We start from the raw sequence: 21,851 nt of genomic DNA on the forward strand, positions 1-21,851 counted from the left end.
AAAGAAGATGATCCTGATACGCAATCGGGATCATCTTCTTTATTTTTTTGCCCATTTCCCAAAGAATAGTTATGAAAGCGGATTTGTCAATACCGAATATAAAAAAACTTCATCGAAGAGTATCAAAATGGACACAGGAGCATGCTCAAGAGGAGGTTGAAAATTTAACGGATGCCATCACAGCACACTTATTCAAGTAAACATGATAGCGTTCACAAATTATTAACAATAAAAAAGTTGTAACCGGTTACCGCCGATGGTATTATTTCCTTAGTTCTTACAACCGAGTTTTATTAAACGTTCTGCGGTTTCTTTTATAAGCAACAAAGTTTCACGATGCGATAATAAAGATTATTTTGTAAGCGCTAAATTTCATAATATGGAGGGGATTTTTATGTCAAAAAATGATCCAATGGTTCTAAGTGAAACGAAACTCAATCGTGCCAAACTATGGCAAATCGTTTTATTCACTTTGAATAACTCATCAACAAATATTTATATGTTCGCTTTTGGGTTTGTCACCTATTATTCAACGGGTCTTGTTGGTTTAGCCGCACTATTCGTAAGCCAAATTATGGGGTACATCCGTATCTTTGATGGGCTCATTGACCCGGCTATCGGGGTTTTGATCGATAAGACAGACACTAAATTCGGTAAATATCGTCCCATCATGGTTCTAGGTAACGTCATTACTGTTCTTTCATTCTTGATATTATTTAATATTCATAGCCTAGGCGATGGAATGAAAATTCCAATTTTCCTACTTTCGTTAGTCGTGCATAAAATCGGTTATTCGTTGCAAGCGACGGTTACAAAAGCCGGTCAAGCAGCATTGACAAGCGATCCAAAACAACGTCCCATCTTCAATATCGTTGATGGTTGGGTAACAACTTTATTGTTTACTGGTGGTCAAATTGTGGTCGCAAACTTCTTGGTGCCAAAATATGGCGGCTTTACTCCGGAATTCTTCAAAGTGTTTATCCCAGGTGTCATGGTCATCTCAGCTATCCTCGGAATTTTGGCAGTCATCGGTATTGCCCAAAAAGACAACAAACAATACTTTGGTATTGGTGAAAAAACGACCAAAACCTCGTTCAAAGATTACTGGGAAATTATCAAAGGCAACAAACCTTTGCAAATGTTAACCATGGCAGCAGCTTTTGTGAAGTTCAATTCAGCAATGTTCGGTGACCAAATTGTGTTGATGATCCTATTCGGTATCATCTTTGGTAATTTCGGTCTATCAGGAACGATTTCTTTAGTGCTGATTTTGCCTAACCTTATGTTCACTACTTTTGCTGCAACCATTGCTCAAAAAAGAGGGTTACGTTACTCGTATGTTCGATACTTGCAAGGTGGCGTTATCTCATTAGCGCTATTAGGTGGTTTACTTTTCTTTGCGAACCCAGGAGATTTGAGCTTCTCTAATCCATCCTTATGGACAGTTGCCTTCGTAATCGTTTTTGCTTGTGCGAAAGGATTTTCATCTACACCAACAGGCTTAGCCTTGACGATGGCAGCGGATGTCTCCGACTACGAAACAAGTGTTTCCGGACGTTACGTTTCCGGAATGTTGAGCACCATGTTCTCATTGACCGACTCAGTCGCATCATCATTCGCACCAATGTCGATTGGTTGGGTCTTAGCCGCTGTAGGTTTTGCAAAAGTATTCCCAACGGCTGACACGCCACTTTCGCCACAATTGCGTTTGGCTGGTATTGTATTGCTTGCAGTGTTGCCTTTAGTCGGTACTCTGATTGCTCTAGCGTTTATGAAATTCTACCCATTGAATAAAGAAACAATGGAAGGCATTCAAATAAAAATTGCAGAAATGAAACAGGGTAATCCAAGTGATGGTGATGCAGAAATGCCTCAAGCAATCCCTAATACAATCCCTGCAATGAATGACTAAAGCTACGACTTTTCATTTTTGAGCAATAGGAAAAATAATAATGTTAGCGGTTGCGTGGATAGTTAGCCTGAACTAGACACCAAAAAAATCTATCATGCAGCCCGATAAGATGATGCCGATAAACTATCGGGGTCATCTTATCTTATTAATACCATGATGCTTAGTGGGAGAGTTAGCTGATTTGAAAAATATAAATTCAACTTATATAGAATAGTTCACCAAGTAAAAGAGAGAAAAGAGGAAAATCTTATGGCAGAAGAAAAAGTTGTTAAGCAGCAAAATTCAGCAAACGAAATGAAAAGCAGTCTAACCCTGAAGCATAAATTGGGTTATGGTGCCGGAGATGCCGGTGGGGTTGCTACCCTGGTCTTGATCGGAACATTTATGAACCGATATCTTACAAACGTATTAGGCATACCATTTGCAACGCTATCTATACTGTTGCTCGTTTGGAATATTTGGGATATGGTCAATGACCCGATGATGGGTACTATCATGGATAAGTCCTTCTCTAAGGCACATGGCCAAAAAGATAAGTTCCGTCCTTGGATGTTGCGCTCTATTCCTTTGATTGTTATCGGTCTTATTGCATTCTTCTCTGTTCCTTCAATGTTTGATGGTATGATGCGTTTAGTAGCTATTTTTCTATTAAAAGTTATCTACGAATTAGGTTACACTATGATGAACATTGCCATGGGATCAGTTCTTGGGGTTATGGCCTTAAACGATAGAGAAAGAACTACTTTATCTTCGGCTCGTGGTATGGGATCAACAGTCGGTGGTTTAATCAGTTCAATGATTATACCGGTGATTCTTTCGCGTTTAGGTGAAAACACAACCGGTTATATGGTTTCAGGTATCTTCGCGGCTATCTTAGGTGGTGCACTGATCTTCTTCCACTATTGGGGAACTGAAGAACGGAATGTTGCAGCGAAACTTGCCGCAGAAGAACAAACAGAACCGACAAAAGTCACAGATATTTTTATTACATTAGCTAAAAACAAAGCGTTCTTGTCACTTTGTTTACACTCGATTGTAATCGTTTTCGGTTCAACCTTATTCAATACAACGCTTCCTTATATTTATGGCGATGTATTTGGTGATATTGGTTTAATGGGAACTGCTGCTTTAATCGGTCAAGGGTTACCAGTAGTGCTGTTACTTATCGCTCCATACTTGGTAAAATTCATTGGATCTACAGTTAAAGTAATCCGTACTTATTTACTATTGAGTGCCGCTATCTTTATTGGCTTGTACGTCTGGAAATTAGTGGGTGACTTGCCACCATTCCTATACATGGTTTCTGCCAGTGTCGGTATTGCTTTCATGCTGATGTCCGTTCAACTTCAATGGGGTCTTGTTTCAGAATCCATTGACTACAACGAATACATCACTGGCAAACGTTCCGAAGGTTCCATCTACGGTAACTTCTCGCTGACAAGACGTCTTGGCCAAATGTTGGCGCAATCCCTTGTTGTCTTGATGATTGGTTGGATTGGTTACAGCCAACAGGCCGCTCAAGCTGGTCAAGCGCAATCAGCTCAAGCTGTTGAAGGATTAGTTCTAATGAACCTTGTTGGTCCAGCCGTTTGTGCTTTATTATCATGGGTTTCATTCAAATTCATTTGGAACATTACTGATGAAACACGTGAGGCGATGACTTCAGCTCGTCTGGCAAGACTTGAGGAATTTGATAAGAAAAATGATGAACCAGAAGTATAATAGCGAGGTGCACTTATGAAATTAAGAAGTCACTTATTGAATGTTTTGGTCAATGATGAAGTGGAGGCTTACTTAAAGGAGAACGATGTCATCATCGTGCCTTTTGGACCAACCGAACTACATGGGGGCCTACCCTTGGATTGCGAAACAATATTGGCTGAGGGGATTGCCTTATTGATGGCTGAAAGGACAAATTCACTTGTCCTTCCGCATGTGCCTTACATTTATTCAGGGGCAACCGCCTCAGGTAAGGGAACCATCCAATTGACCGTCAGGGAAAGTGCCGATATGCTGTATGGTCTGGCACAGTCCTTATTACGGTCAGGCTTCAAAAAGCAGATCTATATTAGCCTGCACGGCCCAGCCCATATCTCCATCCATCCGGTTGTGCGTGATTTCTTTGATGAAACAGGGGTAGCCATCCTCTATATTGATGGCATGATAACCGCCCAGAAATCCGGCGTCTTTTCAGATCCGAAAGAGATGATGCTCAATTTGGATAAGATGATTCTTGGGGCTTACAAGTTACGTAATCGTTTGGATGATATATTGCTGACCTCCGATTATGCAGAGCCAGTTACCCAGACACCATCGGTTTTCGGTAATCTAAGTGCCCAAGCCTTCCAATCTGGAGCAACAGGTTATTATTTCAAGGAACATTCAGACCATATGGCAACCTCTGCTGTACCTGATATTGAAACGCGAGACCGCATGGCAGAAGAGGGACTGGTACTGCTTAATAAGATGGTGGATACAATTGATTTTCCAACTTTACTTAAGGAAATGGCGATTCAAGAAGATTATCTTGAAGAGGTTTACGAACGTTATCCACACGTGCCAGCTGCCTACAATCGACACAAAAACAGTTGAATAGTTTCACAGACTGCTCCTCGTAATGTGGGGGCAGTTTTTTTGTGGAATGCTCAAACCGATAAAAATGTTTGACAAGGTGTGAAACAGATGCTATATTTAATTAAATTTTAATAGAAGAGCGATGAAGAGAAGAGTACCTTTCGATCGTCATTCCAGAGAGCCCCGGCAGGTGAAAAGGGGTATGATGAAAAAAAGCGAAGATGGTCTCGGAGCAAAGCAATGCGGATAGTGTTGCTTCGGTTTGTGCACGATAACGCACAAGAGTATAACAAGCAGGAGCTTGCGTACTTTTTAAGGTATGGATCGCGAGGTCTCTACGAACATGGGTGGTAACACGAAGAGCTTTCGTCCCTGTATTTCAATCAGTTGGAATATAGGGACGAGGGCTTTTTTCTTTTTGCAAAATCAGAGAAATGAACAGAAGCAACCTCGGCTAATCGGAAATGACCCAGAAGAGCAACTGCCATGCAAGAATAGATCGAAAATCAGAAGGGAAAGATGACAAATGACAGAGAAAAATTACAGTTTTGAAACGTTGCAAGTGCATGCAGGCCAAGTGCCGGACCCCGTTACCGGAGCCCGTGCGGTGCCGATCTACCAAACTACCGCTTTCGTCTTCGACAGCGCGGAACAGGCTGCCGGCCGCTTCGCTTTGACGGATGCCGGAAATGTCTACACCCGTTTGACGAATCCGACAACCGCAGTCGTTGACGCGCGGGTTGCAGCGCTTGAGGGCGGCACCTCCGCTGTTACAGTCGCTTCAGGTTCGGCTGCGATCACATACGCAATCTTGAACGTAGCGAATGCAGGCGATGAGATCGTCGCAGCCAGCACACTCTACGGCGGAACTTACAATCTTTTCAGCGCGACTTTGCCTAATTTGGGCATCAAAACAACTTTCATTGATCCTGAAGATACGGACAATTTCGAAGCTGTCATCACGGAAAAGACGAAAGCCATCTTCATCGAATCGATCGGAAACCCGAGCACCAACCTGATCGATATCGAAAAAGTCGCTGAAATCGCGCACAGCCACGGCATCATTTTGATCGTGGACAATACTTTCGGCACGCCTTACCTGATCCGTCCGTTCGAATTTGGTGCTGATGTTGTGGTCCACTCCGCTACGAAATTCCTGGGCGGACACGGCACAACTATGGGCGGGGTCATCGTCGAATCCGGCAAGTTCGATTTCGCCGCCAGCGGAAGATACCCTGGCTTCACGACGCCGGATGCGCATTACAACGGGTTGGTCTATACCGATTTGGGAGCGGGAGCGTTCACGACCAAAATCCGCGTTCAGTTGCTGCGTGATACGGGAGCCTGTATCGGACCGATCGATTCCTTCCTGTTGCTGCAGGGGATCGAAACTTTGTCATTGCGCGTTGAACGCCATGTCGAAAATACCCGCAAGGTTGTCGCTTATCTGGCGAACCACCCGAAAGTTTCCTGGGTGAACTATCCGGAACTTCCGGATAGCAAGTACAAGGGTCTTGCCGATAAATACTTCCCTAAAGGCACCGGATCGATTTTCACTTTCGGCATCCAGGGCGGCAAGCAAGCCGGCATCGAGTGGATCGATAAGTTGGAGTTGTTCTCGTTGCTTGCGAACGTTGCCGACGCAAAATCATTGGTCATCCATCCGGCCAGCACGACCCACGCGCAATTGAGCGACGAAGACCTCATTGCTGCGGGCGTTTCCGGGGACATGATCCGTCTGTCCATCGGGATCGAAAATGCCGATGACATCATCGCCGACTTGGATCAAGCTTTCGAACAAATCTAAAACATGCGAAAGCCGGTCTGTCAGAACCCAAATTCTGACAGACCGGCTTTTTTTCGGTCCAATATTTGCTGACCAAATGTCGGAATGCTATACTATTCCTAGTTATGATTACTAAGGGAGGAGAGCGGTCATGAGAGCGAAATTGAGAATTTTTTTGACATTGATGCATGGTATTTTTTCCGATGCGGCAATTCAAGGGGTGGAGTCTGCCCAAAAATCAAAAAAATTCAAACAACAATACGCTTCTTGCTGCTTATCCTGAACAAAGAGATAAGTCCGGCTATGGGCCTCCCATAGCTATTTTTTTTGCAAGAAAAGAAGGGACTATCAAATGGAAAATCACATAGCATTACATAAAAATATCTCGCTGGCGAAAAAATATGCCTTCATCCAATATTTTGGCATCACCTCGTTATGGCTCCTTTACCTGAGTTCATTCAAAGGGATGACCTTGGTGCAGATCGGTTTTCTGGAAGCCATCTTCCATATCACGAGTTTTGTCTTTGAAGTGCCTTCAGGTGCATTGGCGGACCGTTTTGGCTTCAAAAAAATCCTGCTGTTCGGGAAAGTGATGGCCATCATCAGCTCAATCTGGATGATCTATGGACAAAGTTTCTCGCATTTTGCGGTTGCATTTGTATTCTCTGCGCTTTCATACAATTTCAACTCGGGAACCTATGAAGCGCTGGTCTTCGAAACCATGAAGGGGTTGGACGAGGAAAGCGGCTATCTGGACAAGCTGGCCCATATCAATTTCCTGATCGAGATCAGTGCCCAAAGCGGTGTGATCCTTGCCGGAATTTTGGCCGATACTTATTTTCCGGCCGTATATATGGTTAATATCGTGCTTTGCTTACTGAATATGTTCCTGATTTACCGCATGGTAGAGCCAATCAAGCGACTGGACTCACAATCGGATGAAACAGTCGGGTTATCAAAAAAAGTGGGGCAATCCTATACCCGGATATTGGGCAATGCCTGGCAGTTGCTGAAGCGGCATAAAGAACTTCGGGGATGGATTCTTTTTTTTGTCTTGCTGGACAGCTTTGCAGCGACTTACTATTTCTATTTCCAGAACTACTTGTCGGTGCTGGGATACAACGGTAAAGCTACGAGCTTCTATCTGTTTGCGGCTGCCCTGTTCGGCATCTTTGGAGCAAAATTTTCTCCATCCATCGAGCAGAAAATACGCAAAAACCGCATTCCTTATGCCTTTCCGATAGTTGTTTCGTTATCGTTGCTATTGTCATCTTTGGGTAATCAGTTGCTGATTTTTGTTGGATTTGTACTTTCGATCATTTTTTCCGCGGTGTCGCCGACCATCGCGAGCGCCTACATCAATCAGTTGATTCCTTCCGAAGAACGGGCGACGCTTTTGAGTGCGAACAGCATGGCCTACAGCCTCTGTATGATCATTCTTTTTCCGGGGATTGGCGGCGTCATCGATCTGTTGGATTTTCGGATTGCCTATCTTACGATGGGGCTAGCGATTATGGTTGTAGGTGGAACTTTCGCGGTGGCCGCAAAAAAATAATTTTACCGAAAATGAGATGACAAATTAATTGAAAGAGTCGGGCGCTTCGAAGCGGCACCCGACTCTTCTTCATAAAAGATATTCCTTCAACACCGACCAGGCTTCCAGCTTTTCCGGCAGCGTTTTGACATGTTTGCCGCGCATGGGGCTGGTCGAGGGGAGTGGGAGGTAAACCAATCCGGAGTCCTCATCCAGACCGAAGTGCTTTTTGTAGCTGCGGTAAGCTTTTCCGCCGTTGAAGGCGACTGCCTTGATCTGGGGATGTTCGCGCAGAAGAGTCTTCAAGTCGTTCGGATATTCCTCTTTGATGGCCGAATCGAGGCTGCCTTCGCGGTAACAGGAGTGGATGACGTCCCAGAGGGCGATGTGATGCTTTTTCAGCAGTGAAAGGCGGTCCTCATAGGTGACCGGATCCTCTTCTCCGAGCAAGGAGAAAATGATTTCCCAGAAATGGTTCCTGGGATTCCCGTAGTAGTGCTGTGCCTCCAGCGACTTCGCGCCGGGCATCGATCCCAGAATCAGGACCTTGGCATGCGGATCGATGACAGGTGCCATCGAGTAAAGTTTGTCGGATTGTTTCAGTCGGAAAACATCCTTTCAAAGTTATTGTGTATCCATTCTACCAAAACCGCGCCGGAGCAGGAAACATTCGAGCTTGCCAAACTATTTAAATAAAACAGTTGACGGAAGGATAACGATGCGTTAAAATAATCCCAACATTAAGAAATCGTTAGAAAAATCATTTCCATCTAATAAAACCGATAATCAAGAGGAGTACGCATCATACCTTGTTTCCAGAGAGTCGCCGCCAGTGAGAGTGCGATAGCGAAGGGGATGCCGAATGGACTTGAGAGGGTTGCCTTGAAAAGAGTAGGGGCAAACGGGGAACCTGGTCCGTTAACAGACAGGCACATATGTTGGTATGTGAACGAGTGGGCGATTCATTTCGTCAATTTGGGTGGTATCGCAGGAGAATGCAAGCTCTTGTCCCTTTAAAGGGGGGACAAGGGCTTTTTTTGTACACAAAAAATGATGAGGTGAATGAAATGCTAGAGATAAAAGAGACGAAACAGACCGAAGAAATTTTCCCGCAAGACAGCATGAAAGCCGCTATCGATAAACTAGTGAAAAAAGAAGAACTTTCCCCGCAATTGACGAAGACCATCATGCACCAGATCATGAGCGGTCAAGCCAGTCCGGTTCAGATCGCATCTTACCTGACTGCTATGCGTATGAAAGGCGAAACGGCCGGAGAAATCAGCGCTTCCGCTGAAGTGATGCGGGATTTTTCCAATAAAGTACGGACCAAGACGACGGCATTGGACATCGTCGGAACCGGCGGCGATCAAGCCTTCACTTTCAACATCTCAACCGTCTCATCCTTTGTCATCGCAGCCGCAGGGATCCCGGTGGCGAAACACGGCAACCGCAGCTCCTCAAGCAAATGCGGCAGCGCGGATGTGCTGGAAGAACTAGGTGTCAACATCGAAGCCAGCGCACAGCACAGCGAAACGATGCTGGAAGAAATCGGGATGTGTTTCATGTATGCCCAAAAATATCATCCATCGATGAAGCATGCGGCACCCGTCAGGAAAGAAATGGGCGTCCGGACGATCTTCAACGTCCTTGGGCCATTGGCGAACCCGGCCAATGCGAATATGCAATTGCTCGGTGTATACGATGTCGCGCTAGTGGACACGATGGCTGAAGTGCTGAACCAATTGCAGATGGAACGGGCTTTGGTGTTCGGCGGCAATGACGGTCTGGATGAAATCACTTTGACCACAACATCGGAAGTCGCGGAGCTCCGCGACGGCAAGGTCACCCACTTCACATTCGATCCGAAAGATTACGGTTTCGAGTACTGCACGAACGAAGATCTGGTGGGCGGGGAACCGGCTGAGAATGCCGCCATCGCCTTGGCAATCTTGAGCGGCGAAAAAGGGCCGAAGCGCGACACTGTGTTGTTGAACGCCGGCATGGCCATTTATCTGGCCAACGACGACTATACGATCGCTGACGGCATCAAACGCGCTGCCGAATTGATCGACAGCGGAGCGGCACTGGGGAAATTAAAGCAATTCATCACAGCATCACAGGAGGCGACAAAATGATATTGGATGACATTATAGCAGCAACAAGGATAAGGGTGGAAAAAGCCAAACAGGTCATACCGCTGGAAGAAATGAAGCAAGCCGCCTTGGCGCTGCCGATCAATCAGGATTTCCCATTCGAAAAGGCGCTGACCGGCGAAGGGATCCGCTTCATCTGCGAATGCAAGAAGGCGTCCCCTTCGAAAGGCGTGATCGCGGAGGATTTCCCTTACCTCGAAATCGCAAAGGCGTACGAAAAAGCAGGCGCATCCGCAATCTCGGTATTGACCGAGCCCGATTTTTTCAAAGGCGAAAACCGCTTCCTGACGGAAATAAAACAGGCAGTATCGCTTCCGGTCATCCGCAAAGATTTCATCATCGATGCCTATCAGATCTATGAGGCGAAGGTCATCGGCGCGGATGCCGTGCTGTTGATCGCGACCATACTGACGGAGGAAGAATTGGATACCTTCCAACGCTTGGCCCGCGAACTGGGGCTTTCTGCCCTGGTGGAGGCACACACCGAAGAAGAGCTCCTGAAAGCGTTGCGGACGAATCCGAAGATCGTCGGCGTCAACAACAGGGACTTGAAGACTTTCAAAGTGGACATCCAGCAGTCCATCAGGCTGCGCGCACTGGTGCCGGATGACATCCTTTTCGTGGCCGAAAGCGGCATTTCGGAAAGACAGCAAGTCATCGAATTGGAAGAGGGCAACGTCGATGCCATCCTGATCGGCGAAACGATGATGGTTTCGCCAGACAAAAAAGGCATGCTCGATCGCCTGCGGGGAATCGGCTGATGGTCAAGGTGAAAATCTGCGGCCTGAAGCGAGTAGAGGATGCCGAAATGCTGAACGAGCTGCGCCCGGATTTTGCAGGCTTCATTTTCGCCCCCAGCAAGCGCCAGATTTCGTTGGAGCAGGCGCTGCAGATCAGGGAAGCCTTGATTGATGCCATTCCGGCAGTCGGCGTCTTCGTCAACGAACCGATCGAAAACATCGTCGCCATCGTAGAGAGCCGGGCCATCCAAGTCGTGCAGCTCCACGGCGATGAGGATAACACTTATATAGAAGAGTTGGGCAAGCGAATCACACTTCCGATCATCAAAGCGGTCGCAGTCAAGGACACCGCCGATGTCAAGAAGGAATACGCTGCCGATATCCTCCTCTATGACACGTACCAAAGCGGCGTGGCAGGTGGGACCGGAAAGACATTCAACTGGGATTTGCTGAAGGAAGCAACGCACCCATTCTTCCTGGCGGGCGGCCTGCATGCAGGCAACCTCGAATCGGCAATCCAAAAGGTGAAACCATACGCAGTGGACATCTCGAGCGGCGTCGAAACGGACGGCGTGAAGGATTTTGAAAAAATCAGAGCAGTAATGAAAATCATTGGAGGTCAATAAAATGGAAAGTTATTTTGGAGCACATGGGGGACAGTTCATTCCCGAAACCTTGATGAACGCTTGCTTGGAACTGTCGGAAGCTTTTTTCCGATTCAGTAAGGATCCGGAATTCAAAAAAGAATTGAACGATCTGTTGGACAACTACGCAGGCCGGCCATCCCGCCTCTATTACGCGGAAAAGATGACAAAGAACCTCGGCGGGGCGAAAGTCTACCTGAAACGCGAAGACCTGAACCACACGGGCTCGCATAAGATCAACAATGCGCTAGGCCAAGTGTTGTTGGCCAAGAAGATGGGCAAGAAACGGATCATCGCTGAAACCGGTGCCGGCCAGCATGGTGTGGCAACCGCCACAGCAGCTGCGCTTCTGGATATGGAGTGCGTCGTCTACATGGGCGAAGAAGACACCCAACGTCAAGCTTTGAATGTGTTCCGGATGGAATTGCTGGGCACGAAAGTGATTCCCGTGACGAGCGGTACAGCCACTCTTAAGGACGCGGTCAACGAAGCGATGAAGGATTGGGCTTCCACGTTTGAAGAATCGCATTACTGCATCGGATCGGTCATGGGTCCGCATCCATTCCCTACAATGGTCCGCGATTTCCAGAAGATCATCGGAGAAGAAACCAAAGCCCAGATGGCCGAGGCGGAAGGCAAGCTGCCGGATGTCGTGATGGCTTGCGTCGGCGGCGGTTCGAATGCAATCGGGACTTTCTATGACTTCATCGGCGACGAAAGCGTGCGTCTTATCGGCTGCGAAGCTGCCGGCAGAGGCATCCACACACAAGACACTGCTGCAACGATCGCAACCGGTACGCCGGGCATTTTCCACGGCATGAAATCCTATTTCTGCCAGGATGAATACGGCCAGATCGCTCCCGTTTACTCAATATCGGCTGGACTGGACTACCCGGGCATCGGGCCTGAACATGCGGATCTCTATGACCGCGGCCGCGCCGAGTACGTTTCAGTGACGGATGACGAGGCTGTCGCGGCCTTTGAATACCTGGCGCGAATGGAAGGGATTATTCCAGCCATCGAAAGTTCGCATGCGATCGCGCATGCCATGGTTTTGGCGCCGACGTTGGATCCGGAAAAGATCATCGTCATCTGTCTGTCGGGCCGTGGCGACAAGGACGTCGCCGCAATCGCAAGATACAAGGGAGTGGACATTCATGAATAAAATCACAGCTGCCTTCAAGCACAAGGCATTCATCCCGTTCGTGACTGCAGGGGATCCAGACCTGGAAACCACGAAGGAACTGATCAGGGAAATCGTTGCGAACGGTGCGGACATCGTCGAAATCGGCATCCCGTTCTCCGATCCCGTTGCGGAAGGCCCGGCCATCCAAAAAGCCGATGAGCGGGCTTTGGCGAACGGCATCAATACCGACGATATTTTCCAAATGGTGACTGAATTGCGCACCGAAATCGATACGCCTTTCGTCTTCATGACCTACATCAATCCGGTGTTCGTCTACGGCATCGATAAATTCATGGCGCGCTGCAAAGAGACCGGCGTCGACGGCGTCATCATCCCGGACGTTCCGTTCGAGGAGAAGGGCTTCATCCAGGAAGCCTGCCGGGATCATGGCATCACCTACATTTCCATGGTGGCACCTTCCTCTGCGGAACGGATCGCCATGATCGCCAAAGAAGCTGAAGGCTTCCTGTATGTCGTTTCTTCCTTAGGAGTCACCGGCGTGCGCAGCGACATCACGACCGATATCGGCAGCATTTTGGCGGAAATCCGCAAAATCAGCGACATCCCTTGCGCCATCGGCTTCGGGATTTCCAACGCGCAACAAGCCAAAGCCATGAGCGAAGTCGGTGATGGCGTCATCATCGGTTCCGCAATCATCAACATCATGGAACAGTACGGGAAGGATTCGCCCAAACCGGTCGGAGCCTTCGTGGCGGAAATGGTGGGGGCCATCCGCAGCGGTAACTGAAGTCCTTAAACGTGAACCAGACCGCTTGTAGCAGTATAATGAAAGAAAAATACAGGCGGAAAGTAGTGATGGTGATGAGGAAAATCATTTTGATTCGTCATGGCGCAAGCGAGTGGAATTTATTGAACCTGTTTACGGGCTGGACGGATGTCGATTTGAGTGAACAGGGCGTTAGGGAAGCGAGAGAAGCCGGACGGAAACTCAAGGAAGCCGGGATTGAATTTGATATGGCGTTCACGTCCGTGTTGCAGCGGGCGATCAAAACGTGCCATATTGTTCTGGATGAAATGGATCAATTATGGATACCGGAAGTGAAGAGTTGGCGGCTCAATGAACGGCACTATGGCGATCTGCAAGGACTGAACAAACAGGAAACGGCCGAAAAATATGGAGAAGACCAAGTCCTGAAATGGCGACGCTCCTACAACACCTTGCCTCCGTTGATGGATCCGGATAATCCTCAGTCGCCGGTCAAGGATCGCCGGTACGCCAACCTGCAGAAACGGGTCATTCCGATGGGGGAAAATTTGGAGACCACGTTGGAACGTGTCATTCCATTCTGGGAAGATCAGATAGCTCCAGCGGTTCTGGACCGAAAAACGGTACTGGTGGCGGCCCACGGAAACTCGTTGCGGGCTTTGATCAAATACATCGAAGAGATACCCGATGATCAGATCATGGCCTTGGAAATCCCTACCGGACAACCATTGGTTTATGAGTTGAATGATGACCTGACGATCATCAGAAAATACTATTTATAATAAAAAAGATGCGGCCGGGAATTGGAATTCCGGCCGCATCTTTTATTGAATCATTTTTCTTCGGACATCAATTGAAAGCTGAAACGGACATCGCTGCTGGTCCCGTCCGGCAGATAGGATCTTTCCACAAAAGTAACCTGATCGGAATGGTCGATGAGTATCAAAGTGGTGGAGCGGGTGCCGTAGCGTTCAGTTTGGATGAAATTGGCGGAAACGGCCCGCAAAATCGGCAAAGCCAGCGGCAGATCAGGCAGTTGGTCATCCGGCGGGGGCATCCGATCCGCCATGATGCGGAAGATGGTCTCTTCGTCCAGCGGGGATGAACTCGTCAGTTCGGCCATTGCCGCTTTGGTGCGGGTGACTTTCGGCCAGGGCGTATCAAGCGTGGCATTGCTGACGGCGTGGTTGCCTGTTTGAAGGACGCTGTGCTCGTCCAAAATGTTGTTGTAATGATGGAGGCTGTCAGTCGAGCCGACGATCAGATTGAAGCCGTTGTAATCGCTGCGCTGTTGCCTGACCTGCTCCAAATATTCGTTTGGGCCCATGCTGCCGGTCAGGTAATCCATCACAAGGTTGCCGCGGGACATTTTTTGGTCGGATTCCTGGGTGGTCGTCAAATAACTGTTGGTCACGGCAGCAATCCTGCCTTGTTTGGTGATTCCTAACCAAGTGCCGTTTTCGCTCAAATCTTTCCCCGCAAGTATATTTGGATGATCCAGCCAGAAATGTGCAGGCAACGATGGCCGGTCATATTGCTCGTCCCGATTAGCTACGAGAATCAATTTGTACGACGTGTGTTGGCTGTGTTGCATCGAAATCAGACACATAGCTATTCCTCCAGTAAGCTGTTGTTCTTTTGTTTAGTATAGCATGCGCAACCTTCTGGGTTGAAGTGAAAAAACTTCGTCGGGCAAGTCCTGTTGATTGCTGCTGGACCGCTCACTCTAAATTTCAAAACGCGCCAGATATGAGCTATAATAAGGTTGAAAGTAACACCGCCGCGCCAATCGGAGATGCAGCGACAGGATCAACACTATTCGAAGGGGTTGTTTAGGATGCTAAAAAATAGAAAAAAATATTGGACAGTCCTGCTGATCAGTCTTTTTCTGGCAAGTTGCAACCAAACGCAGGAAACATCTGAAGAAGAAAGTTCCTCTCAAGCGACAGCACAGAGCAGTTCGGCAGCCAGTACCGCGAGCAGCGAAACGGAAGAAGCCTCGGTTGAATCCACTGAAGTAGGTGATCGACTCGGCAAATTATCAAAAAGCTACATAGAAATCATGGGAAGCGGCAATTACTATATGGCTTTCCGCTCCACCACAACATTTGAAGGCGAAATGATGGAAGCCGAGACGATGATGACCGTTTCTGGCGACAGGACTGCGATGCATTCAAAATCCGCAGAGACCGATACCGTAATGGTGATGATGGACGGCAATATCTACATGGTCGACCATGCCAGCAAAACGGTGATCGTAATGCCCCAGACAATGACTGAAGGGGATGAGACCCTACCGGAAATCCCGAAATCAACCGAGCCGGTCGAAGTGGATGATATCGAATACATCGGCAGCGGTGAGGAAGACGGCTTGGTGTACGAGGAATATCGTACGGAGAGCGGTACGCAAATCTTCTACTATTTTGATGGCTCCGACCTGAAGAAAATCAAGACGATTGATGAATCATTTGAATCGGTCATGGAAATACTGGAATTGTCCGATAACGTGTCGGAGGATGCTTTTGAAATCCCGGCAGACTATCAGCAAGTGACTTACTGATTGCGAGAACCAACTCCGTAGGAAAGGAAGTGGAGGCACGTGACTGCTTTATTGGATCAAGCGGACAGTTATATACTGATGGTCTTATTGATCCTCTGCATCTGGGTGCTGTCCAAGGCGACGGATATCTTGGTGGATGAGGCGATTTCACTCTCTTTGGATTGGGGAATATCCGAATTGGTGATCGGTGCCACGATTGTTTCCTTAGGGACCTCTTTGCCGGAATTGGCTGTATCCGTTTTGTCCGCTTACCAAGGAAACAGCATCGTCGCGCTGGGGAATGTCATCGGTTCAACAATCGTGAACACAAGCTTTATCCTCGGCATCGGTGCGCTTTACGGCAGCATCCCCGTCAACCGGAAAACCGCAAATAAGCATGCGGTGCTGTCCGGAATCTCCTTTTTTTTGATTCTGTCCGCATTGCCTTTTTTCTATTCAGACGGGCAGGGCAAGATACCACAGTGGATCGGCGTCCTCTTTTTGTTTTTGAGCCCTTTGTATTTTGTGTGGATGCTGCGGGAAGGGAAACAGCATCATCCGGAAATCGATGCCGTCACATCCGACAAGGAGGAAAGGGAACCGACGCTGATGAAAGTATTGAAGTTATTGGTCAGCGCAGGTTTCGTGATTATGAGTGCTTCGGTTCTTGTGACAACGGTTGAAATCGGTGCTGGCAGGATCGGCATCCCTGACTCTATCATAGCTTCCACAATTGTGGCTTTCGGGACCGGGTTGCCGGAAATCAGCACGACCATCGTGTCCGTAAAAAAAGGCTACGGGGCTTTGGCTATGGGCAACATCATGGGCTCGAACCTTTTGAATACGCTACTTATACTCGGAACAGCAATAAGCTTGACTCCAGGAGGAATTATCGTCAGTCCGGATTTCTATCAGATACATTTCCCTGCATTGGGGGTGCTGTTGGCAGTTTTGGGTTATTTTTCATATAATAACAAACGCGATGTCGTCAGCAGAAAAGAAGGGCGACTCTTGGTGCTGTTCTACCTCCTGTATCTGATATGGAACTATTTACTATAGAAAAAAGGTTCGTGATCCCCACAAGGGTCACGAACCTTTTTTGATGCTATTCTTCTGGCTGGTTATCGTTTTCCGGAACATCCCTTGCCACATCCACAGTCGCGAAATCCTTAACGGGTGTGGATCTGTCCACTAAGTCAGGCTCTTCCTCGTCCAGTTCGAAAGCACCGGCCACTTCGCCAAAGTAACGATTGTAACGTAGCTTGAATTTCTCGAGGACATGTTCGAGCAGGATCTTCAGCATCGCGAACAATGGCACACCCAGGATCATCCCGATAAAACCGAGCAGATTGCCCATGATCAGCAAAACGATGATGATCGTCAGCGGGTGCATTTTCAAATTTCGGCCCATGATGCTCGGTTCGATGATGTTGCCTTGGATGAATTGCGCCAAAGCCCAGACGACGGCCATTTTCAGGAGCATGGCCGGAGACGTGAAGGCAGCGACGAACAAGGCCGGGATGACCCCGATGGTGGCACCGATGAATGGGATGACCGCCGTCAAGGTAGCGATCAAGGCAAGGACGAAAGCATAATCCAAACCAATGATCAAATAACCGACTATCAGCAAGGCACCGAGGCTCAAGGCAACGAGCAACTGGCCTTGGACATAGGAACCGACCTGAAGCGACATCTGTCTGGAAATCTTTTCGATATCAGCGCGAAAAACAGGCGGTATATTCTTCATGACAAAAGGTTGGAACTTTCCTTGGTCCTTCAGCATGAAGAAAAGGATGACCGGGAAAGTGACTGTCACGACCACCACGCTGGAAATGGTGGAAAAGATGTTCATGATTTTTTCACTCGAGTTGCCGATCCAGGCCAGAATCATCTCAGGGATACTGCCCACTGTGCTGTCCAGCCAACTTTGCGCTTGTTCATAATAATCCTTGAATGTAGTGTTCGCGAGCAGTCTGTCGAAATAGGCGTTCATTTGTTCGATATAGGTAGGAAATTCATTGACCAAATTAGTCAGTTGGCTGGACAAAATCGGAACCAATAGGCCAACCCCATAGACCAGCATAAAAATGAAGAGTACAAAGACGATTGATGTCGCCATTCCCCGGTTGATTTTCCTTCTTTCAAGGAAGGTCACCATCGGATTGAATATATAATAGAAGACGATTGCTAAAATCACAGGTGCCACTATGGTCGAAAAAATGACCTGCAGCGGTTTGAAAATGAATGAAATGGTATCCATCGTGAAGATAAGCACACCGATCAGAATCAGGGTGGACAGGATATAGATAATTGTCTTGCCGCCCAAAAAGGAGATGAGGCGCGTATCTTCTGGAATTGTTTTTTTCGTTTCTTTCTTTTGCATAGGCTGTCCTTTCTTACGCCGTCATCGAAGCGGAACCATATAACGGCATACTGGTTTTCTGTTTTAAGTTTACCAGAGTTACGGTTGAATGCCATACTGCAAAGGTCCTATTTCTGAAAATTCTGTCGTTCGATTGTTGGGTTGTTCGGGTGAGAATGCTTGGCTCGGATGTGTTAGAATTACAGAACAAGAAGCAATACCAAAGGAGACAACTATATGAAACACAGTATCTATACACGCACCGGCGACAAAGGCAACACCCGCATCGGAGGCGGAAAAGCTCTTCCGAAAAATGACGAGAGAATCGAAGCTTTCGGCGCGCTGGACGGGCTGAACTCATGGTTCGGGCTGGTCCGCACGAAAAATGATTGCGGAGAGGATATCCAGGAGGACATGGCGCTCATCCAACAGTTCCTGTTCGATTGCTCCTCAGATCTGTCAATTCCGAAAGGGCACCGGGAGTACAAGCTCGCGCAGGATCACATCGACTGGCTGGAGAAGAAAATCGATAAATTCAGCGAAGAACCGGAGGAAACGCAATATTTCATCATACCCGGCGGAACGGAACTGGCAAGTTGGTTCCACATTTTGCGGACCACAACCCGTGACGCAGAACGCCGGATCGTCACCTTCATGGAAGCAGAGCCGGAAGAAGTGAATCCGTTCGTCCTGAAGTTCATCAACCGGCTTTCTGATTATCTGTTTGTCGTGGCCCGGGTCGCCAATGCCCGCAAAGGCGTTCCCGATGTGCCTTACGAGCGCAGCGAAAAAGTGTTCCACATTTCAAAAGAGCAGGACAGCTCCAAGGGGAAATCGGAATAAAAGGGTAGGACAGGAATCAGTTTTTCCTCCGGAGAAGAGAATCCCACCAAACAACAACGCCCAAGGATCCCGGCAGCAGACTGCCGGGATCCTTGGGCGTTTCGTTATTTCACATTAAATAATCAGCGCAATACCGCTGGCAAAGCTTCGATGAGATCCGAAGCCATCAAGCTGTATTCGGATTTTTCCTGGGCTGCGATATCGCCAGCCAAACCGTGGATGTAGACGCCCAGTTTGGCCGCCTCGGAAGGTAACAAGCCTTGGGCCAACAAGCCGGCGATGATGCCGGTCAGGGCATCGCCCGAACCGCCTGTCGCCATGCCGTTGTTGCCGGTCGCGTTGATGAAACGCTCATCCCGATGAGCCACGACAGTCCGGGCATCCTTCATGACGAAAGTCAGATCAGAATCAGCCGTGCAAAAGTCCGCAGTTCCCAATAGATCCGCTTTTATTTCCGCCAGATCCTTATCCAAAAGACGCGCCAGTTCCTTCAAGTGAGGGGTCAGGATGCTTCCCTCCGGAACGTTCTGCGCCACTTCACTGATGCGGACACGGGAACCGTCCCCCGCCAAAGATGCTTCATTGAAACGATCTGAAAGGATATTCAAGGCATCCGCATCGATGATCAAAGGGATCTGACTGTTTTCGAGAACCAGATCGACTACCGTGCGGGCTGCATCGGATTTCCCGATTCCGGGTCCGAGGACGATCGCATCGGCGCAGGATAACGCCGCGATGATTTTCAAGCGTTCGCTTTCCTTAACCAATCCTTCCGGTTGGTAAGTCGTCAGGATGGCTTCAGGCAGCTGCATCTGAAGGATAGCGCGATTCTCATCAGGCGTGACGATATGGACCAGACCTGCGCCGGTACGGTAGGCGGCTTTTGCCGAAAGGAAGGCCGCGCCGCTCATGTTTGCGGACCCGGCGATGATCACTACCCGGCCGTAAGTGCCTTTATTCGAATAGGCCGCGCGTCTCGGCAACGAAAAAAGATCGCTCTCATCATAAAACAGAACGTTTGAAGAAATGACATCCATCGCGTTTGGCGGGAAACCGATATCGCTGACGATCAGTTTTCCTGTGTGCAAAGAACCTGGGTAGAGCAACTGGCCGATTTTTTCGATCCCGAAGGTGATGGTCACATCCGCCCGGACGGCGGTTCCCAGCACTTGCCCATTGTCGGCGGAGATGCCGGATGGGATGTCGACAGCGAAGACATATCCGTGGAACTCGTTCATGAGTTCAATCGTCTCCGCGTATTTCCCTTCTGCCGGCCTGTCCAATCCGATGCCGAAAATCGCATCGACCAAGACGGTGTAGCCTTTGAAATTGATTTCGCGGACGTCATCCCAGATGACCATGTCCAAGTTTTCGATGATGTCGAGTTGTTTTTTTGACTCAGCAGACAATTTTTCGCGTTCGCCGATCAGAAATACATCCACTTGGAAGCCGTGGTTCAACAAAATGCGTGCTGTTGCCAGTCCGTCGCCGCCGTTGTTGCCTGAACCGCAGATCACCAGGATGATGTCCTCTCTTGAGATGCGTTCTTCCATGGCTGTGACGACCTGATTCGCCGCATTTTCCATCAGCACCATGGCTGGGATGCCGATCTCATCGATCGTAAAGGCGTCGATTTTCTTCATCTGTTGGCTGTTGACAAGTTTTTTCATTGAATATTCCTCCTGAGGGTTGGTGGATGTCAATCCATTTTCACATTTGACATTATACCATTCTTAGTGCGGGAAAGAATACGGGGAGCCTGATATAGCTCTATCCAAGGCGGAATCTAATGATTGCTTTAACAAATCGTGGCGTTTTTGCACAACAATTTTCTGAAAACTTAGGGAAAACAGTCATTCACTTTTTATAAGCAATGTGATAATCTTATCAAGGAACTCGAATAAGGGAGGAATGTATGATGATCGAGCTGATTGCAACAGCCGAGTCAGTAGCGCAAGCCAAGGAATTGGTGGATTGCGGAATAGACATAATATATATAGGAGAGGATGAGTACGGACTCCGTTTGCCGTATTCCTTCACCAGAGAGGAACAGCGCGAGGTCATTGCCTATGCGCAGGAAAAAGGCGCGCAGGTCAGTGCCGCGGTGAATGCGATTTTCCATAACGATCGGATCAACCAAGTGGCCGAATATCTGGCTTTCCTGCGTGAAGCGGAAGTCGACAGCATCACGTTGGGCGACCCTGGCGTAGTGCAGGTGATGCGGGAACAGGATTTGTTCATTCCGTACCGTTATGACGCACAAGTCATGGTGACCTCAAGCGGACAGATCAATTTCTGGGCGAAAAGGGGAGCTGTCGGTTCCGTGTTGGCCCGTGAAGTGCCTTTCGAGGAAATGAAGAAGCTGATCCCGGGCGCTTTGGTGCCGGTCGAAGTGCTGGTGTACGGGGCCACTTGCATCCACCAATCGAAACGTAACCTGCTTGAAAATTATTTCAATTTCATCGAGAAAGAGGAAGCGGTGAACAAAGAACGCGGATTGTTCATCTCGGAGCCGAAAAAAGTGGATTCCCATTATTCCATCTATCAGGACCGCAACGGGACGCATATCTTCGCCAACAATGACCTGGATCTGATGCCTCATTTGGGCGAACTGACGGCTATCGGCGTTTCGCAATGGATGTTGGACGGTTTGTTCACCCCAGGAGAAAATTTTGTCGCAATCGCGAAACTGTTCGTGGAGGCGCGTGAAGCCCTCGCGGAAGGGAACTGGACGGAAGAATTGGCTGAACGTTTGGATGCCGAACTGCACGCTCTGCATCCCGCCAACCGTGAACTGGATTCCGGGTTCTATTCCAAGGATCCGAACGAAGTCGTCTGATACTTTGATACC

At 48.3% G+C, this 21,851-nt stretch carries 19 protein-coding genes and 1 other annotated feature; of the genes, 15 read left to right on the top strand and 4 right to left on the bottom strand.

Annotated elements, in window-relative coordinates; all coding sequences use genetic code 11:
- Positions 1 to 394 precede the first annotated feature (394 nt).
- The 5 genes from BM184_RS00515 (at position 395) to BM184_RS00535 (ending at position 7,827) form a co-directional block, all read left to right on the top strand.
- A complete protein-coding gene (locus tag BM184_RS00515) occupies positions 395 to 1,912 on the top strand; it encodes an MFS transporter (RefSeq protein WP_245830577.1) in 1,518 nt (505 codons plus the stop codon).
- 249 nt (positions 1,913 to 2,161) lie between these two features.
- Entirely contained in the window at positions 2,162 to 3,634 is a 1,473-nt protein-coding gene (locus tag BM184_RS00520; RefSeq protein ID WP_086942088.1) for an MFS transporter, read from the top strand.
- Between the two features lie 15 nt (positions 3,635 to 3,649).
- Complete coding sequence (locus tag BM184_RS00525) at positions 3,650 to 4,504, top strand: creatininase family protein (protein WP_086942089.1); 855 nt, start codon at positions 3,650 to 3,652, stop codon at positions 4,502 to 4,504.
- A gap of 508 nt (positions 4,505 to 5,012) precedes the next feature.
- Entirely contained in the window at positions 5,013 to 6,293 is a 1,281-nt protein-coding gene (locus BM184_RS00530) for an O-acetylhomoserine aminocarboxypropyltransferase/cysteine synthase family protein (RefSeq protein ID WP_086942090.1), read from the top strand.
- A 331-nt stretch (positions 6,294 to 6,624) separates the two neighbouring features.
- Positions 6,625 to 7,827, top strand: coding sequence for an MFS transporter (locus BM184_RS00535; protein ID WP_086942091.1), 1,203 nt, complete (start codon positions 6,625 to 6,627; stop codon positions 7,825 to 7,827).
- Between the two features lie 69 nt (positions 7,828 to 7,896).
- Here BM184_RS00535 and BM184_RS00540 read toward each other — a convergent pair whose 3' ends face one another.
- Positions 7,897 to 8,382: a DNA-deoxyinosine glycosylase gene (locus tag BM184_RS00540; RefSeq protein ID WP_086942092.1), complete on the bottom strand. Its 486-nt coding sequence runs from the start codon at positions 8,380 to 8,382 to the stop codon at positions 7,897 to 7,899.
- Between the two features lie 197 nt (positions 8,383 to 8,579).
- Positions 8,580 to 8,822: a binding site (T-box leader), on the top strand.
- A gap of 51 nt (positions 8,823 to 8,873) precedes the next feature.
- Between BM184_RS00540 and trpD the strand changes: the two genes are divergently transcribed.
- The 6 genes from trpD (at position 8,874) to gpmA (ending at position 14,038) form a co-directional block, all read left to right on the top strand.
- On the top strand, positions 8,874 to 9,941 hold the full coding sequence (trpD, locus tag BM184_RS00545; RefSeq protein WP_245830583.1) for an anthranilate phosphoribosyltransferase: 1,068 nt from the start codon (positions 8,874 to 8,876) through the stop codon (positions 9,939 to 9,941).
- Positions 9,938 to 10,720: an indole-3-glycerol phosphate synthase TrpC gene (gene trpC / locus BM184_RS00550; RefSeq protein ID WP_086942093.1), complete on the top strand. Its 783-nt coding sequence runs from the start codon at positions 9,938 to 9,940 to the stop codon at positions 10,718 to 10,720. Before trpD ends, trpC begins: the two co-directional genes overlap by 4 nt.
- Positions 10,720 to 11,325, top strand: a complete 606-nt coding sequence (locus BM184_RS00555) for a phosphoribosylanthranilate isomerase (protein WP_086942094.1) — start codon at positions 10,720 to 10,722, stop codon at positions 11,323 to 11,325. The genes trpC and BM184_RS00555 overlap by 1 nt, the downstream gene beginning before the upstream one ends.
- A 1-nt stretch (position 11,326) precedes the next feature.
- Positions 11,327 to 12,508 (top strand): tryptophan synthase subunit beta, encoded by a 1,182-nt coding sequence (gene trpB / locus BM184_RS00560; RefSeq protein ID WP_086942095.1) that lies wholly within the window; start codon positions 11,327 to 11,329, stop codon positions 12,506 to 12,508.
- Positions 12,501 to 13,277 carry a tryptophan synthase subunit alpha gene (trpA, locus tag BM184_RS00565; RefSeq protein WP_086942096.1) on the top strand — a complete coding sequence of 259 codons (777 nt, stop codon included), beginning with the start codon at positions 12,501 to 12,503 and terminating at the stop codon, positions 13,275 to 13,277. The genes trpB and trpA overlap by 8 nt, the downstream gene beginning before the upstream one ends.
- A 74-nt stretch (positions 13,278 to 13,351) precedes the next feature.
- Positions 13,352 to 14,038, top strand: a complete 687-nt coding sequence (gene gpmA / locus BM184_RS00570; RefSeq protein ID WP_086942414.1) for a 2,3-diphosphoglycerate-dependent phosphoglycerate mutase — start codon at positions 13,352 to 13,354, stop codon at positions 14,036 to 14,038.
- Positions 14,039 to 14,088: 50 nt separating this feature from the next.
- Here the strand turns inward: gpmA and BM184_RS00575 are convergent, their stop codons facing one another.
- Complete coding sequence (locus tag BM184_RS00575; RefSeq protein ID WP_086942097.1) at positions 14,089 to 14,865, bottom strand: NRDE family protein; 777 nt, start codon at positions 14,863 to 14,865, stop codon at positions 14,089 to 14,091.
- 228 nt (positions 14,866 to 15,093) lie between these two features.
- Between BM184_RS00575 and BM184_RS00580 the strand changes: the two genes are divergently transcribed.
- Both BM184_RS00580 and BM184_RS00585 read left to right on the top strand, forming a co-directional pair.
- Entirely contained in the window at positions 15,094 to 15,816 is a 723-nt protein-coding gene (locus BM184_RS00580; RefSeq protein ID WP_086942098.1) for a hypothetical protein, read from the top strand.
- A 39-nt stretch (positions 15,817 to 15,855) separates the two neighbouring features.
- On the top strand, positions 15,856 to 16,854 hold the full coding sequence (locus tag BM184_RS00585; RefSeq protein ID WP_086942099.1) for a sodium:calcium antiporter: 999 nt from the start codon (positions 15,856 to 15,858) through the stop codon (positions 16,852 to 16,854).
- Between the two features lie 46 nt (positions 16,855 to 16,900).
- Here BM184_RS00585 and BM184_RS00590 read toward each other — a convergent pair whose 3' ends face one another.
- A complete protein-coding gene (locus BM184_RS00590; RefSeq protein WP_086942100.1) occupies positions 16,901 to 18,178 on the bottom strand; it encodes an AI-2E family transporter in 1,278 nt (425 codons plus the stop codon).
- A gap of 216 nt (positions 18,179 to 18,394) precedes the next feature.
- Here BM184_RS00590 and BM184_RS00595 point away from each other — a divergent pair, with 216 nt between their 5' ends.
- Positions 18,395 to 19,000: a cob(I)yrinic acid a,c-diamide adenosyltransferase gene (locus tag BM184_RS00595; RefSeq protein ID WP_086942101.1), complete on the top strand. Its 606-nt coding sequence runs from the start codon at positions 18,395 to 18,397 to the stop codon at positions 18,998 to 19,000.
- A 122-nt stretch (positions 19,001 to 19,122) separates the two neighbouring features.
- Here the strand turns inward: BM184_RS00595 and BM184_RS00600 are convergent, their stop codons facing one another.
- A complete protein-coding gene (locus BM184_RS00600; protein WP_086942102.1) occupies positions 19,123 to 20,670 on the bottom strand; it encodes an NAD(P)H-hydrate dehydratase in 1,548 nt (515 codons plus the stop codon).
- A 248-nt stretch (positions 20,671 to 20,918) separates the two neighbouring features.
- Here BM184_RS00600 and BM184_RS00605 point away from each other — a divergent pair, with 248 nt between their 5' ends.
- Entirely contained in the window at positions 20,919 to 21,839 is a 921-nt protein-coding gene (locus tag BM184_RS00605; RefSeq protein WP_086942103.1) for a peptidase U32 family protein, read from the top strand.
- The last annotated feature ends 12 nt before the right edge of the window (positions 21,840 to 21,851 follow it).

The organism is Trichococcus pasteurii (assembly GCF_900112935.1).
GTDB classification, from domain to species: Bacteria; Bacillota; Bacilli; order Lactobacillales; family Aerococcaceae; genus Trichococcus; species Trichococcus pasteurii.

Bases quoted from the DNA above. Each gene is read 5' to 3' on its own strand.
- gpmA (WP_086942414.1), top strand. From the start codon at position 13,352: ATGAGGAAAATCATTTTGATTCGTCATGGCGCAAGCGAGTGGAATTTA.
- BM184_RS00590 (WP_086942100.1), bottom strand. From the start codon at position 18,178: ATGCAAAAGAAAGAAACGAAAAAAACAATTCCAGAAGATACGCGCCTC.
- BM184_RS00575 (WP_086942097.1), bottom strand. From the start codon at position 14,865: ATGTGTCTGATTTCGATGCAACACAGCCAACACACGTCGTACAAATTG.
- BM184_RS00580 (WP_086942098.1), top strand. From the start codon at position 15,094: ATGCTAAAAAATAGAAAAAAATATTGGACAGTCCTGCTGATCAGTCTT.
- BM184_RS00595 (WP_086942101.1), top strand. From the start codon at position 18,395: ATGAAACACAGTATCTATACACGCACCGGCGACAAAGGCAACACCCGC.
- BM184_RS00605 (WP_086942103.1), top strand. From the start codon at position 20,919: ATGATCGAGCTGATTGCAACAGCCGAGTCAGTAGCGCAAGCCAAGGAA.
- trpA (WP_086942096.1), top strand. From the start codon at position 12,501: ATGAATAAAATCACAGCTGCCTTCAAGCACAAGGCATTCATCCCGTTC.
- trpC (WP_086942093.1), top strand. From the start codon at position 9,938: ATGATATTGGATGACATTATAGCAGCAACAAGGATAAGGGTGGAAAAA.
- BM184_RS00515 (WP_245830577.1), top strand. From the start codon at position 395: ATGTCAAAAAATGATCCAATGGTTCTAAGTGAAACGAAACTCAATCGT.
- BM184_RS00535 (WP_086942091.1), top strand. From the start codon at position 6,625: ATGGAAAATCACATAGCATTACATAAAAATATCTCGCTGGCGAAAAAA.
- BM184_RS00555 (WP_086942094.1), top strand. From the start codon at position 10,720: ATGGTCAAGGTGAAAATCTGCGGCCTGAAGCGAGTAGAGGATGCCGAA.
- BM184_RS00520 (WP_086942088.1), top strand. From the start codon at position 2,162: ATGGCAGAAGAAAAAGTTGTTAAGCAGCAAAATTCAGCAAACGAAATG.
- BM184_RS00525 (WP_086942089.1), top strand. From the start codon at position 3,650: ATGAAATTAAGAAGTCACTTATTGAATGTTTTGGTCAATGATGAAGTG.
- BM184_RS00540 (WP_086942092.1), bottom strand. From the start codon at position 8,382: ATGGCACCTGTCATCGATCCGCATGCCAAGGTCCTGATTCTGGGATCG.
- trpB (WP_086942095.1), top strand. From the start codon at position 11,327: ATGGAAAGTTATTTTGGAGCACATGGGGGACAGTTCATTCCCGAAACC.
- trpD (WP_245830583.1), top strand. From the start codon at position 8,874: ATGCTAGAGATAAAAGAGACGAAACAGACCGAAGAAATTTTCCCGCAA.
- BM184_RS00530 (WP_086942090.1), top strand. From the start codon at position 5,013: ATGACAGAGAAAAATTACAGTTTTGAAACGTTGCAAGTGCATGCAGGC.
- BM184_RS00600 (WP_086942102.1), bottom strand. From the start codon at position 20,670: ATGAAAAAACTTGTCAACAGCCAACAGATGAAGAAAATCGACGCCTTT.